General features: G+C 61.7%; 11 protein-coding genes. 7 read left to right on the forward strand and 4 right to left on the reverse strand.

All coding sequences use genetic code 11. The annotated features are described in order from the left end of the window. Positions 1-66: 66 nt before the first annotated feature. The 4 genes from ACF6ZU_RS24850 to ACF6ZU_RS24865 all read right to left on the reverse strand — a co-directional run bounded on the left by ACF6ZU_RS24850 (position 67) and on the right by ACF6ZU_RS24865 (position 5,222). Positions 67-1,713: a dipeptide ABC transporter ATP-binding protein gene (locus ACF6ZU_RS24850; RefSeq protein WP_392887906.1), complete on the reverse strand. Its 1,647-nt coding sequence runs from the start codon at positions 1,711-1,713 to the stop codon at positions 67-69. Positions 1,714-1,715: 2 nt separating this feature from the next. Further along, positions 1,716-2,552 carry an ABC transporter permease gene (locus ACF6ZU_RS24855; protein ID WP_392887907.1) on the reverse strand — a complete coding sequence of 279 codons (837 nt, stop codon included), beginning with the start codon at positions 2,550-2,552 and terminating at the stop codon, positions 1,716-1,718. Further along, complete coding sequence (locus ACF6ZU_RS24860) at positions 2,549-3,502, reverse strand: ABC transporter permease (RefSeq protein ID WP_392887908.1); 954 nt, start codon at positions 3,500-3,502, stop codon at positions 2,549-2,551. The genes ACF6ZU_RS24855 and ACF6ZU_RS24860 overlap by 4 nt, the downstream gene beginning before the upstream one ends. Before the next feature lie 76 nt (positions 3,503-3,578). Then, positions 3,579-5,222, reverse strand: a complete 1,644-nt coding sequence (locus ACF6ZU_RS24865; protein ID WP_392887910.1) for an ABC transporter substrate-binding protein — start codon at positions 5,220-5,222, stop codon at positions 3,579-3,581. Positions 5,223-5,592: 370 nt separating this feature from the next. Here ACF6ZU_RS24865 and ACF6ZU_RS24870 point away from each other — a divergent pair, with 370 nt between their 5' ends. The 7 genes from ACF6ZU_RS24870 (at position 5,593) to ACF6ZU_RS24900 (ending at position 13,866) form a co-directional block, all read left to right on the forward strand. Beyond that, positions 5,593-6,525 carry a LysR substrate-binding domain-containing protein gene (locus ACF6ZU_RS24870; RefSeq protein WP_392887912.1) on the forward strand — a complete coding sequence of 311 codons (933 nt, stop codon included), beginning with the start codon at positions 5,593-5,595 and terminating at the stop codon, positions 6,523-6,525. Positions 6,526-6,769: 244 nt separating this feature from the next. Beyond that, entirely contained in the window at positions 6,770-8,194 is a 1,425-nt protein-coding gene (aldA, locus tag ACF6ZU_RS24875; protein WP_392893915.1) for an aldehyde dehydrogenase, read from the forward strand. 84 nt (positions 8,195-8,278) lie between these two features. Continuing rightward, a complete protein-coding gene (locus ACF6ZU_RS24880; protein WP_392887915.1) occupies positions 8,279-9,598 on the forward strand; it encodes a nitrate/nitrite transporter in 1,320 nt (439 codons plus the stop codon). Between the two features lies 1 nt (position 9,599). After that, entirely contained in the window at positions 9,600-10,817 is a 1,218-nt protein-coding gene (locus tag ACF6ZU_RS24885) for a mandelate racemase/muconate lactonizing enzyme family protein (RefSeq protein ID WP_392887917.1), read from the forward strand. A gap of 162 nt (positions 10,818-10,979) precedes the next feature. Then, positions 10,980-12,587, forward strand: a complete 1,608-nt coding sequence (locus ACF6ZU_RS24890) for a GMC family oxidoreductase (RefSeq protein ID WP_392887919.1) — start codon at positions 10,980-10,982, stop codon at positions 12,585-12,587. Between the two features lie 113 nt (positions 12,588-12,700). Next, positions 12,701-13,108, forward strand: coding sequence for a response regulator (locus tag ACF6ZU_RS24895; protein WP_392887921.1), 408 nt, complete (start codon positions 12,701-12,703; stop codon positions 13,106-13,108). An 89-nt stretch (positions 13,109-13,197) separates the two neighbouring features. Continuing rightward, positions 13,198-13,866 carry an HAD-IA family hydrolase gene (locus tag ACF6ZU_RS24900; RefSeq protein ID WP_392887923.1) on the forward strand — a complete coding sequence of 223 codons (669 nt, stop codon included), beginning with the start codon at positions 13,198-13,200 and terminating at the stop codon, positions 13,864-13,866. Positions 13,867-13,968: the final 102 nt, after the last annotated feature.

The following is a 13,968-nucleotide window of genomic DNA, read 5'->3' on the forward strand; positions in this document are numbered from 1 at the left end:
GATTATTGTTGGCAACAGCAACCCATGCCGCAGCGAACGCTGCGACCTGGGGAAAGGGTTATGGGCTTAGTTGGCTTGCGGTCGGATCAGCCTCAGCGCGGGCTCCGCGACAGGCACCACCGGTATCGCCGAAGCGCCGGGGGCCGCCGCCAGCAAGGTCTGGGTGTAGCTGTTCTGTGGACGCAGCAACACCTGTTCCGCCGTGCCGTATTCCACCACTTCGCCCTGGCGCATCACCGCGATGTAGTCGCTGATCTGCGCCGCCACGCGCAGGTCGTGGGTGATGAACAAAATGCTCAGGTTCAGCCGCTGTTGCAGCTCGGCGAGCAACTCCAGCACCTGTTTTTGTACCGAGACATCCAGCGCCGAAACGCTTTCGTCGGCGATCAGCACTTCAGGCCGCATCGCCAGTGCCCGGGCAATGCCGATGCGTTGGCGCTGGCCTCCGGAAAACTGCCGGGGCTTGCGCTTGAGCGCGTCCCGTTTGAGCCCGACCTGTTCCAGCAAATCGCCGGCCTCGGTCCACGCATCCCTGGCTGACAACCCACGCAATTGCGCGGCACGGGCGATGATGTCGCCCACCCGGTGGCGCGGATTGAGCGAGCCGTAAGGGTCCTGGAAAATCATCTGGATGCGCCGCCGGTTGGCCGCCAGGGCCGAGCCGCGCAACGCGAGGAAATCCGTGTCGCCCACCCACACATGACCGCTGTCGCTGTCCACCAGGCGAATCGCCGCTTTGACCAGCGTGCTCTTGCCCGAGCCGGACTCGCCGACGATGGCCAGGGTCTTGCCCCGAGGCAGTTGCAGCGAGACATCTCTCAGCGCCGCCACCGAGCGGCCGCCGACGTTGTAGGTTTTGTTCAGGCGCTCGATGCGCAGCGCCAGTTCACCGTCGGCGCTGGGCACGTGCAGTTCCGGGTGCAGGGCCGGCACGGCGGCGATCAGTTTGCGCGTGTAAGGGTGCGCCGGAGCATTGAGTACCTGGTCGCGTTCGCCGATTTCCACCAGGCGTCCGCCTTCCATCACCGCGATGCGGTCGGCGATTTCCGCGACCACGCCGAAGTCGTGGGTGATGAACAGAATCCCGTGCTGGCCACGCCCGCGCAGTTCACGCACCAGTTTCAGCACTTGCGCCTGGGTGGTGACGTCGAGGGCCGTGGTCGGTTCGTCGGCGATCAACAGATCCGGGTTCATCGCCAGGGCCATGGCAATCACCACCCGCTGGCATTGGCCGCCGGAGAGTTGATGGGGAAAGCTGTTGGCGATCCGTGGCGGGTCCGGCAGATGGGTCGATTCGAGCAGCGCGAGCATGCGTTCGCGGCGCTCGGCGGCGGGCATCAGCGGGGCGTGGATGTCGAAGATTTCCTCGACCTGCTGGCCGATGCGGATCGCCGGGTTCAGCGCCGCCATCGGCTCCTGGAAAATCATCGCGATGCGGTTGCCGCGCAGCTGGCGCAGGACGTTCTCGGGCAGTCGGCAAATGTCGTCGCCGAGAAAATCGATCACGCCTTCGCTGTGGCGCAGGCCCTTGGCGTAGTCGCCCATGATCGCCGCCGAGAGCACCGATTTGCCGGAGCCGGACTCGCCGATCACACAGAGGATTTCGCCCTTGCGCACGTCGAAGCTGATGCCCTGGACCGCGTGGCTGCGGTCGGCGCCAGCGGGCAACTCGATGGAGAGATTCTCCACCTTCAAGACTTGTTGTTGATTCATGCTCAGCTCCTTGCGCCTTTCTGGGCGTGTTCGTCCAGACCGTCCGCCAACAGGCTCAGGCCCAGCATCAGGGTGGAGATGGCAATGCACGGGAAGATCACCAGGTGCGGGAACGCGATGGCCATGCTGCGGCCTTCGTTGATCATGCCGCCCCAGTCCGGGGTGGGCGGTGGCAGGCCGAGGCCGAGGAAGCCGAGGGCGCCGATCATGATCGCGGTGTAGCCGATGCGCAGGCAGAAATCGACGATCAGCGGGCCGCCGCAGTTGGGCAGGATTTCCACCAGCATGATGCGCAGCGAGCCTTCACCCTGGGTGATCGCGCTGAGCACGTAGTCCCGGGAGCGGATGTCGATGGTCAGGGCACGCATGATCCGGAAGATCGCCGGGGCACTGGTGAAGGTCACGGCGATCAGGATGTTCAGTGCCGAAGCACCGAGGGCGATGATGATCACGATGTACAGCACCAGCACCGGGAACGACAGCACGGTGTCGGCGACGTACGACAGGAACGCATCGACCTTGCCGTTGAAGTAACCGGCGCTCAGTCCCATGGCAATGCCCACGGCAAATGCGGTCAGCGTCGCCAGGATCGACCAGAACAACACGGTGCGCGTGCCCCAGACCAGCCGCGAAAGAATGTCCCGGCCAATCATGTCGGTGCCCAGCAGGAAGCTCATCCCGCTGTCATCCGCGGTCATCGGCGTCAGCAGTGGCGTGAAGCTTTCCAGCGGATCATGAGGTGCCAGCCACGGGGCAAACGTGGCGGTCAGGACCCAGCCGCCCACCAGCAGCAAACCGAGCAGGGCCAGGGGATGTTTGAACGAGTGCAGGAAGCTCATTGGCCACCTCCGCCAAGACTGCGCAGGGTGATGCGCGGGTTGAGCCAGGTGTAGGCCAGGTCGGAAAAGATTTTGGTCGCGCCGACCACCGCGCCGCTGATCATCGCGCAGGCTTCGATCAGGTAGACGTCGTGGTTCAGCGAAGCGGTGTACAGCAACGAGCCGAAGCCTTTGTAGGCGAAGAACACCTCGACCACGATCACGTTCGACAGCAGCCACGGGATGTACAGCATGATCACCGTGATCGGAGCGATGAGGACGTTGCGCAAGGCATGGCGCAGCACGATGCGCGAGGTCGATGCGCCTTTGAGGCGAGCGGTGCGGATGTACGGCGCCTGCATGACTTCGACCATCGAGGCGCGGGTGATGCGGGCCAGGTAACCGATGCCGAACAGGCACAGCACCATCAGCGGCAGGGCCAGCTCGGCGGCGTTGAAGCCATCGCTCATGCTGCTCACGCCCGGCAGCCAGTTGAGCCAGAACACGAAGATCGCCGAGACGAACACGGCACTGGCGAAGTCCGGAATCGAGGTGGTGACGATCGACAGGAACGACACCAGGCGGTCGATCGCCGAACCCTGGCGAATGCCGGCCAGAATGCCCAGGGTCAGCGCCACCGGCACTATCACCAGCAGGGCCAGCCCGGCGAGGATCAATGTTTGCCCGAGGTTGGGCAGCAGCAGGTCGATCACCGGCTCGCGAAAGTGCACCGAGGTGCCCCATTCGCCGCTGACGAAATCCTTCAGCCACACCAGGTAGCGCCACAGGAACGGCTGGTCGTAGCCATGTTCCACCAGCCACGTCGCGCGCTGGTCGGCGGCGGAGTAGGGGCCGAGAACGTTGATGGCGACGTCCTCGATGTTCAGTTCTAGGGCGACAAACACGATCAGCGACACCGACAACAGGGTCGCGACCAACGCCAGTAATTTGCGTAACAGAAACTCGGCCATGCTTGCAGGCTCCGGCTAATCAAGGGATGCCGGCCCGCCACACCTTTCGGTGGGCGGGCGCGTGAGAGGCTGCGCGTCAGGCGCTCAGCCAGACTTCATCCATTGGGTAGAAGTGCGAAGGGTGGACCTTGAAGCCCTGGACCTTTTTGCTGGTGGCGGTGAAGTTGTCACCCCAGAACGGCTGCACCATGACGCAGGCGTCTTGCAGGATGCGCTCGACTTCTTCCATGGCCACGGCCCGCTGTTTCGGGTCGACGATGCCCATGGCCTTGTCCAGCGCGTTGTCGAAGGCGGGGTCGCTGTAGTGGCTTTCGTTCCAGGCCGCACCGCTGCGGTAGGCCAGCTCCAGGGACATCACGCCCAGCGGGCGGTGAGCCCAGTAGGTCAGGCTGAACGCTGCTTTGTTCCAGATTGGCCAGTATTGAGTGGCCGGGATCACTTTGAGGTTGATGCGGATGCCGGCTTCGGCGCAGTTCTGTTGCAGGATCTGTGCGCAGTCCTGTTCGTAGCGGCCCTGGGTGTTACCGACGATCAGGTCGACGTCGATGCCGTTCGGAAAACCTGCCTCGGCAAGAAGCTTCTTCGCCGCCGCCACGTCCCGGTTTCGTTTGGGCAGTGCAAAGTATTCCGGGCTCGACGGTGCGACGTGATGGTCTTCGCCGAGCGTGCCCATGCCGCGATAGGCGATTTTCAGCATCTGCGCATTGTCGGCGCAGAGCACCACCGCTTTACGAATGCGCAAGTCGTCGAACGGTTTCTGGTCGCAAGCCATGCGCATGACGACGGTCTGCGCCGATTTGCAGGTCAGCAATTGCGCGCCCGGCAGACGTTTGGCCAGGTCGAGTTCGGCAACGGTCACGCGGTACAGCACGTCCACTTGCCCGGCCTGCAAGGCTGCCAGATGGGAGGAAATGTCGGTACCCATATCGATGTAGCGCAATTCGTCGAGGTTGGCCGGCTTGCGCCAGTAATCGGCGCGCTTGGCGAAGGTCGCCTGCTTGTTGACGGCAAACGACACCAGCTTGAAAGGACCGGTGCAGAGCGGGTTTTTCGCCCAGTCATCACCGGCCTTGAAGCTGCGGTGAACGATGGCACAGGTGAAGGCGTTGAGCATTTCCGGGATCGCCAGGATCGGCCGCTTGAGCACCAGGCGGAACTGGTAGTCACCGAGTTTTTCGAAGGCGCTGATGTCCTGGAACGCGGTGCGGTTGACCGACTTGGAGTCGGCGTCAATCCAGCGCTGGATGTTGTGCTGCACGTCGTCGACGTTGAACGTGTCGCCGTTGCTCCACTTCACGTCCTGACGCAGGTTGAAGGTCCAGGTCTTGAGGTCTTCGGACGGGCTCCAGCTCTCGGCCAGGTACGGGTGGGTGATGTTGTCGGCGTCTACCCAGGTCAGGAATTCCAGGGAGTTGCGCAGCAGGTTCGAGGCTTCGATCCAGGTGATCAGCATCGGGTCCTGGATTTCCTGGATGGCGCAGGCAAAACGCAACGTACCGCCCTGACGTGGCGGGATGGCCTCGGCGGCGTGGGCGGAATTGCCGAGCAGGGCGGAACCGAGGAAGGTGCTGGCGCTGGCGACGGTGATGCCGAGGAGGGCGGCGGTACGCAGGAATTGCCGGCGGTTGATCTCGCCACTGTTGACTTGGGTGCACAGGTCGCTGACTGCTGGATGCGGCTGAGCGCCGTCCAGAGTGATTAGCTCGTCGAGATGGGGCATGGGGCAGCTCTCATGTTGTTTTTATTTGAGATGGCCGCAGTTTTGTCATCGGCGCAAAGATCGACAAACGATAAATTCAACGCGCAAACGTTCGATAAATGCATGTTACTGGCGCGGGGCTATCTCAGAGCCTGAAATAGACAGGCTGGACGCAACCCCTGTAGGAGCGAGCCTGCTCGCGATAGCGGAGTATCTGACACTTAAATATTGACTGACACACCGCTATCGCGAGCAGGCTCGCTCCTACAGAAAAGCGGTTCGCGGTGCCGGGTGGATTGTCCTACACAACACAAATTTGCATGTTACTCAGGAAATTTCCTACAGGGCGTGGGATGCTTGTTACCTGGTCAGCCTTCCACGAGTGCCTTTCATGAAACGCAAAATGCCCGGTCTGAATGCCCTCAAAGCCTTCGAAGTGGCCGGCAGCACCGGCAGCTTCACCCGGGCTGCCGAGTTGCTCAATGTCACCCAGAGCGCCGTCAGCCGGCAGGTGCGCCAACTCGAAGAACAGCTGGGCGAAAACCTGCTGGAGCGGCGTCATCATCACCTCGACCTGACCAGCGCCGGACGGGTGTTGTTGCGGGCGCTGCACCAGTCGTTCGACAAGATCGAACTGACGGTGCGCAGCATCCAGCAGAAAACCCATTCCAATCGCCTGCACATCAACGCGCCGCCAACCTTCACCAACCGCTGGCTGATGCCGCGGCTGGGCCGGCTGCGGGAAAAGCATCCGGAACTGGAGTTGAGCATCACCACCCGTTTGCAGGACAGCCTGGCGGAAGCCAGTACGCTGGATTGCGCGATCCGTTTCGGCAACGGTGAATGGGACGGGCTGGACAGTTCGCTGCTGATCCAGGAACGGCACATCGCGGTGTGCGCGCCGACCTTGTATGCGCGGGAGTGGAGCGAGCAGGGCCTCGACCTCAACCGCCTGACCTTGCTGCACGTACTGGCCCGGGAAGACCAGCGCTACCTGACCTGGAAACACTGGCTGGACGCGGCGCGCATCACCGGGGTCGATACCCAGGGCGGCTACGAATTCGACCTGCTCGACCTGGCCATTCGCGCGGCCGTCGACGGGTTGGGCATCACCATCGCCGATTGGCACATGGTCGCCTCGGAACTGGCCAGCGGGCAGTTGACCCAGGTGCTGAATGTGCACGTGGACGGGCATCAATCGTACTGGCTGGTGACCCGGCCGGAACAAACGGAGATGCCGCAATTGCAGATGTTCAGCGAGTGGTTGCAGGAAGAAATCTGGCTGGCGCAACGACAGCTCGAGCCCTCGACTGCCGCCACCTGAAACACCATCACCCCCTGAAGGAGCGAGCCTGCTCGCGATGGTCGTCAACGATAACGCTGGGTGCCTGACTCCCCGCGGCGTTCTCGAATCCATCGCGAGCAGGCTCGCTCCTACAGGGGATCGCGCCGCTCACAGGGGTAATATGCGTTTTTCGAATGTTGCACCGCTCAATAAATCGTTTGTTCAACCCGCGTCGGATGCCAAGACTGCAAGCACTGGATAAAAACAACGATGGGCGATGCACATGCGACTCGAGCGAAACTTTGTAAACGGTCACTTCATTGAACCTGCCAGCGAAGCGCTGATCGCGGTGTACAACCCCGCGACTGAAGTGCTTTTAGGTCATGTTTCAGCGGCCACCGCCGATGAAGCGACCCACGCGGTCGACGCTGCCGCCACGGCCCAGAAAGTCTGGGGCAAGCTCACCAGCATCGAACGCGCCGAACACCTGCGCTCGTTTGCCGATGCGCTTGAAGCCTGTGCGGAAAACATCGGCAAGGCGCTGGCCGCCGAATCCGGCAAGAGCGTCGCCGACGCCAGCAACGAAGCCCGTTACGCCGCGCAGATCACCCGTTATCACGCCGAATGGGCGCGTCGCATTGAAGGCGAGATCATTCCCAGCGACACCCCGAATGAAAACCTGTTCCTGCACCGCGAGCCGATCGGCGTGGTCGCGTGCCTGATCCCGTTCAACTACCCGGTCTACACCCTGCTGCGCAAAATCGCCCCGGCGCTGATTGCCGGCAACACCGTGGTGGTGCGCCCGAGCAACAACACCCCGACGTCCGCGTTCGAAATCGCCAAGGCGGTGCAGCAATCCGGAATCCCGGCGGGTGTGATCAACATCCTGACCATGGACCACGCCACGGCCGCTGCGGTGTGCACGCACAAGGCCGTCGGTTTGATCACCCTGACCGGCAGCGTCAACGCCGGGCGCATCGTGCTCGATTACTGCAAGGCCAACATCGCCAAGCCGTCCCTGGAACTGGGCGGCAAGACCCCGGCGATCATCGAAGCCGACGCCGATCTGGAAAAGGCCGCCAGCGACATCATCGCGTCGAAGACCACCCACTGCGGCCAGTTGTGCACAGCGGTGGAGCGCGTCTACGTGCAGGAAAGCGTCTACGAACAATTCCTCGCGCTGCTCAAAAGCAAGATCAGCGCCGTGAAATTCGGTGATCGCGCCGCCGACGCCAGCCTGATGGGTCCGCTGGTCAACGCCAGTTCGCAGCAGAACATTCATGCCATGGTCGAGCGCGCCGTCGCCGACGGTGCTGTACTGGAAACAGGCGGTTTCATCCCGCAGGGCAGCGGTCATTTCTACCCGCCAACCCTGCTCAGCGGTTGCCGTCAGGACATGGAAATCATCCAGGAAGAAATCTTCGGCCCGGTGCTGCCGGTGCTCAAGTACCGCGACATCGACGAAGCGCTGGCCATGGCCAACGATCATCAGTTCGGCCTGTCGTCGGTGCTGTACACCGAGAACTACCGCACCACGATGAAAGTCGCCAACGCCATCGAGGCGGGCGAGCTGTACGTCAATCGCACCCCGGCCGACCCGTACCAGGGCTTCCACGCCGGCTGGAAACGCTCGGGCCTGGGCGGCGACGACGGCAAACACGGCATGCTCGAGTTCACCCAGACCCGCCTGGTGGTCATGAAGTATTGATCCACCCGCAACACGCCTCACGCCACACCCATAAAAACAATTATTTGGGGCGCCCGGACCACCGGGCTGCCCGAGGTCACACAGATGTCCAAGCCTGCAACCACTGTTGCCGCTGTTCAGGGTTCGAACGCGGGTTCAAAAAGCCACAGTGACAAGGGAAGTCGTTACGTCCAGCTGATGCTGCTGGTGCTCGCCGCAGGGGCGATCTACCCGATCCTCTATCTGCGTCAGGTCTACCAGACCACCATGCTCGAAGTGTTCCAGATCAACCACAGCGAGCTGGGTTATCTGTACTCGATGCTCGGCACGATTTTCCTCCTGAGTTATCTGCCGAGCGGCTGGCTGGCCGACCGCATCGCCCCGCGTTTCCTGATTTTCTTCTCGCTGGTCGCCACCGGTGCCCTGGGCCTGTGGTATTCCACCGCGCCCTCGATGACCGGGTTGATGATCATCTTCGGTTGCTGGGGTTTGACCACCGGCCTGACGTTCTGGGCCTCGGTGCTCAAGCGCGTGAAAATGATCGCCCACCACACGGAACAAGGTCGCTTTTTCGGCATCCTCGACGGCGGCCGCGGGTTGGTTGAAGCCCTGTTGGCGACCGTTGCGCTGGGCCTGTTCGCCTTCGCCACCGAAACCCGTGGCGAGTCCGCCGCCGAAGGATTCAAGCACGTGGTCTACCTCTACGCCTTCACCTGTATCGCCATCGGTTGTGTGCTGGTGCTGATCAAGGACCCGAAGTCCATGGAAGACACAGCGGCGGTGGAGAAGGGCAAGTACAACCTGCTCAGCGACCTGGCCACCCTGGTGAAAATCCCCGAGCTGTGGCTGGTCACGGCCATCGTGTTCTGCGGTTATCACATTTTCTGGGCCACCTACAGTTTCTCCGATTACCTGCAGGGCGGCGGCATGACCGCGGTCATGGCCGGCACCATCACCACCATCAAGCTGTGGATGCGTCCGATTGGCGGCATCGGCGGCGGCTGGCTCGGTGACAAGTTCTCGAACATCTCGGTGTTGGTCGTTGCCTTGTTGCTGGCATCGCTGGCGATGATCGGCCTGATCGTGTTCCCGGCGCTCAACAGCATGGGCCTGCTGATCGGCACGGTGATTTTCATCGGCCTGATGACCTACGCCATTCGCGGTCTGTACTGGGCGATCCTCGACACCTGCAACATTCCGCTGCGCATTACCGGCCTGGCGATCGGCATCGTCTCGGTGGTCGGTTACTTGCCCGACGCCTTCATTCCCTTGATCAACGGCTACCTCACCGAACATTTCCCCGGTGCCTTTGGTTACAAGCTGTATTTCGGCTACATCGCGTTCGTCGGCCTGCTCGGGACCCTGGCGGCCCTGACCCTGCGTGCCCGAATCAATCGTCAATCTTTGAAAAAAACAGGTGCCTGAGATGAAAATCGTCGCCCTTGAAACCCATATCGTCGCCGTACCGCCACCGCACATCGGCGGCATGTACTGGCTGTTCGTCAAGCTGAAAACCGATTGCGGCATCGAAGGCGTGGGCGAGATCTACGCCGCGACCTTCGGCCCGAAAGCCATGCTGCCGATCATCGAAGACGTGTTTGAACGCTACCTGCTCAACCACGATCCGCATCACATCGAGCGCTTCTTCCGCCAGGCCTATTCGAGCGGTTTCACCCAGCGTCCGGACCTGACCATGATGGGCGTGGTCAGCGGCCTGGAGATGGCCTGCTGGGACATCATCGGTAAAGCGGCGAACAAGCCGGTCTACGAGTTGCTGGGCGGCAAGGTCAACGAGCGCCTGCGTTCCTACACCTACCTGTACCCGGTCAACAGCAAGGGCGAGTACGACTACGACGACCCGGACCTGGCCGCCGAGTGCGCCATCGAGAACATGAACAAAGGCTTCACCGCCGTGAAGTTCGACCCGGCCGGCCCGTACACCGCGTACTCCGGCCACCAGATCTCGCTGGAAGTGCTGGAACGCTGCGAAACCTTCTGCCGCAAGATCCGCGAAGCGGTGGGCGACAAGTGCGATCTGCTGTTCGGCACCCATGGGCAGATGGTGCCGTCCTCGGCGATCCGTCTGGCCAAGCGCCTGGAAAAGTACGACCCGCTGTGGTTCGAAGAGCCGGTGCCGCCAGGCCAGGAAGAGGCCATGGCGCAGGTCGCGGCCAAGACCATCATCCCGATTGCCACCGGCGAACGGCTGACCACCAAGTATGAATTCTTCAAGCTGTTGCAGGCCGGCGGTGCGTCGATTCTGCAGATGAACGTCGCGCGCTGCGGCGGTCTGCTGGAAGCCAAGAAGATCGCGAGCATGGCCGAAGCCTATTACGCACAGATCGCGCCGCATCTCTACAACGGGCCGATTGGCGCGGCGGCGAGTTTCCAGCTGGCCACCTGCACGCCGAACTTCCTGATCCAGGAAAGCATCATGACCTGGGGCGGGTTCCATGCCGAAGTCCTGACCAAGCCGCTGCAATGGGAAGACGGCTACATCATTCCGTCCACCGAGCCGGGCCTGGGTGTCGAGCTGAACATGGACGTGGTGCGCAAGCATTCGCCGTACACCGGCGAGCGTCTGCACCTGCAAATGGCGCCGACCCCGGCAGACGTCAAAGACACATCGCCAGCCCGAGGCTGACGGTAGTGCCTCCTGTAGGAGCGAGCCTGCTCGCGATGGACGTTAACGATGACGAGAACTGCCTGAATCACCGTGGCGCTCGTACGTTTTTCGCGAGCAGGCTCGCTCCTACATTCAGGGGGCGGTGTTTTTTTTGTACAACGACTTACGCGGTAACCGTGCATGACTTACGACTACATCATCGCTGGCGCTGGCGCCGCGGGCTGCATCCTCGCCAATCGGCTGTCGGCTTCGGGCAAATACTCGGTGCTGCTGCTCGAGGCGGGCGGCAAGGACAGTTCCCTGTGGTTCAGGATCCCGGTCGGCTTCGCCAAAATGTATTACAACCCGACGTTCAACTGGATGTATTACAGCCAGCCGCAAAAACAGCTGGGCAACCGCGAAATCTATGCCCCGCGTGGCAAGGTGCAGGGCGGTTCCGGTTCGATCAACGCGATGATCTACGTTCGCGGCCAGGCCCATGACTTCGATGACTGGGCCGCCAACGGCAACGACGGCTGGGGTTTCAAGGATGTGCTGCCGTACTTCCGCAAACTGGAAAACCATCCCTTGGGCGACAGCGAATACCACGGTGGCAGGGGCCCGATCAGCATCACGCCGATGAAAGGCCAGACCCACCCGATCTGCGACGTGTTCCTCAAAGGCTGCGACGAACTCGGCTACCCGCACAGCGACGACTTCAACGGGCCGAAATTCGAAGGTTCGGGCATCTACGACGTCAACACCAAGAATGGCCAGCGCTGTTCAAGCAGCTTTGCGCATTTGCACCCGGCGTTGAGCCGGCCGAACCTGACTGTCGAGCATTACGCCCTGGTGGATCGGGTGTTGTTTGAAGACGGACGTGCGACCGGTATTTCCGTCACCCAGCACGGCGTGGCGCGCACCTTCAGCGCCAGCAAGGAGGTCATTCTTTGCGCCGGTGCCGTGGACACGCCCAAGATCCTGCAATTGTCCGGCGTCGCCGATCAGGCGTTGCTGGCCAAGCACAACATCCCGCTGGTCAAGCACCTGCCGGCGGTGGGGCAGAACCTGCAGGATCACCTGTGCGCCAGTTACTACTACAAGGCCAACATCCCGACGCTCAACGATCAACTGAGCTCGCTGTTCGGTCAATTCAAGCTCGGCCTCAAGTACCTGTTCACCCGCAAGGGCGCGCTGGCGATGAGCGTCAATCAGGCCGGCGGTTTCTTCCGGGGCAATGAACAGCAGGCCAACCCGAACCTGCAGCTGTACTTCAACCCGCTGTCGTACCAGATTCCGAAAAACAACAAGGCCAGCCTCAAGCCCGAACCGTATTCAGGTTTCCTGCTGTGCTTCAACCCGTGCCGGCCGACCAGTCGCGGGCGCGTCGAGATCGCTTCGAAAAACCCGCGTGATGCGGCGTTGATCGACCCGAACTATTTGAGTACGCAAAAGGACATCGACGAGGTGATCCAGGGCAGCCGCCTGATGCGCAAGATCATGCAGGCGCCGGCGCTCAAAGACATTACCGTCGAAGAGGTGTTGCCGGGGCCGGTGGTCGAAACCGACGAACAAATGCTGCAGTATTTCCGCGAAAACAGCGGTTCGATCTATCACCTGTGCGGCTCTTGCGCGATGGGGGCGGACGAACAGGTGGCGGTGGTGGACAAGCGTTTGAAAGTTCACGGTCTCGATGGTTTGCGTGTGGTCGATGCGTCGATTTTCCCCAACGTGACCTCTGGCAATACCCATGCCGCCGTGCTGATGGTGGCGGAGAAGGGGGCCGATTTGATTCTGCAGGACGCCTGATTTTTTGCCCTGATCTGTATCAAAAATGAATTTCCGCCACGTCCGCTGCTCATACCTGTAGGCAGCGGATTTGAGCCCGCGAAATCATCAGGTATTCAGGGAGTGGCAAAGTCATGTGTCCAGTATCGACGGCGGGCGAGAACCTTCCAGGCGGGTTGATTCTTGTGGTCGAAGACGACCCGCTGATCCTGGAGTTTCTTTGCGAAATTCTCCAGGAAGAAGGTTTTGCCGTCGAACCGCAGATCAGCGCGGACGCTGCGGCGGGTTACCTGGAGCAACACGCCGACAAGGTGGCGCTGCTGCTGACCGACATCACCATGCCCGGCACGCTCAACGGCGCCGACCTGGCCAATCAGTTCGGCGACCGTTGGCCGGACAAGCCGATCATGATCATGTCTGGCTTCGAAACACCGCAAACCTCTGGTGTGCGGCACGAAGTGTCCTTTATCAAGAAACCCTGGGCTTTGGGGCAACTGCTCGATTGCGTGGAAGGTGCGTTGAAGTCGAAGTCGGTAGGCTGAGCCCTGCGGCGAGGCTTGAGCTGCGAGGCCTCGCAAATGCTACATTGCTCGGCAAAACCCGCCCGGCTCTTGAAAAAGGACGCTCATCCTTGTCAGCTCACACCTCCGTTTTCAACAAACCCTATCGCGCCTTTCTGTTTGATATGGACGGCACCGTCCTCAATTCTATCGCCGCCGCCGAGCGAATCTGGACCATCTGGGCCTTGCGCCACGGCGTGGACGTCGCGTCTTTCCTGCCGACCATTCACGGCGCCCGGGCCATCGACACCGTCAATCGCCAGGCCTTGCCAGGCGTCGATGCCGAAGCTGAAGCGGCGTGGGTGACCCAGGCGGAAATCGAGGACGTCGAGGGCATTGTCGAGATCGCCAGCGCGGCGAAGTTTCTGAATTCATTGCCGGCCCATCAGTGGGCCATTGTGACGTCGGCGCCCAGGGCACTGGCGCTGCGACGGATGGCGGCGGCCGGGATTCCGGAACCTGGGGTGATGGTTACGGCGGAGGATGTCAGCGCCGGCAAACCTGACCCTGCGGGGTATCGGCTGGCCGCGCGACGGTTGGGCGTTGAAGTGACCGATTGCCTGATCTTCGAGGATGCCACGGTGGGCATTCTCGCGGCAGAGGCGGCAGGGGCGGACCTTTTGATCATCACCTCGACCCACGATCATCCGATCGAAACACCCCACGCGACGTTGGCCAGTTACGAGTCGGTCGCCGTCCAGGTCGACCCCGAAGACCAGATCCGCCTGCTCCCGTCCTGACACACCGCTTACCCTTGTAGGAGCCAGCTTGCTGGCGATGGAGTATCAGCCACATCAATGTCGACTGACACACCATCGCCAGCAAGCTGGCTCCTACAGTAG

Origin of the sequence: Pseudomonas migulae (assembly GCF_043225285.1) — a bacterium.
GTDB classification, from domain to species: domain Bacteria; phylum Pseudomonadota; class Gammaproteobacteria; order Pseudomonadales; family Pseudomonadaceae; genus Aquipseudomonas; species Aquipseudomonas migulae_C.

What these genes read in the sequence shown, in the direction of transcription:
- ACF6ZU_RS24850 (WP_392887906.1), bottom strand. Translation starts at nt 1,713, where the DNA reads ATGAATCAACAACAAGTCTTGAAGGTGGAGAATCTCTCCATCGAGTTG.
- ACF6ZU_RS24855 (WP_392887907.1), bottom strand. Translation starts at nt 2,552, where the DNA reads ATGAGCTTCCTGCACTCGTTCAAACATCCCCTGGCCCTGCTCGGTTTG.
- ACF6ZU_RS24860 (WP_392887908.1), bottom strand. Translation starts at nt 3,502, where the DNA reads ATGGCCGAGTTTCTGTTACGCAAATTACTGGCGTTGGTCGCGACCCTG.
- ACF6ZU_RS24865 (WP_392887910.1), bottom strand. Translation starts at nt 5,222, where the DNA reads ATGCCCCATCTCGACGAGCTAATCACTCTGGACGGCGCTCAGCCGCAT.
- ACF6ZU_RS24870 (WP_392887912.1), top strand. Translation starts at nt 5,593, where the DNA reads ATGAAACGCAAAATGCCCGGTCTGAATGCCCTCAAAGCCTTCGAAGTG.
- aldA (WP_392893915.1), top strand. Translation starts at nt 6,770, where the DNA reads ATGCGACTCGAGCGAAACTTTGTAAACGGTCACTTCATTGAACCTGCC.
- ACF6ZU_RS24880 (WP_392887915.1), top strand. Translation starts at nt 8,279, where the DNA reads ATGTCCAAGCCTGCAACCACTGTTGCCGCTGTTCAGGGTTCGAACGCG.
- ACF6ZU_RS24885 (WP_392887917.1), top strand. Translation starts at nt 9,600, where the DNA reads ATGAAAATCGTCGCCCTTGAAACCCATATCGTCGCCGTACCGCCACCG.
- ACF6ZU_RS24890 (WP_392887919.1), top strand. Translation starts at nt 10,980, where the DNA reads ATGACTTACGACTACATCATCGCTGGCGCTGGCGCCGCGGGCTGCATC.
- ACF6ZU_RS24895 (WP_392887921.1), top strand. Translation starts at nt 12,701, where the DNA reads ATGTGTCCAGTATCGACGGCGGGCGAGAACCTTCCAGGCGGGTTGATT.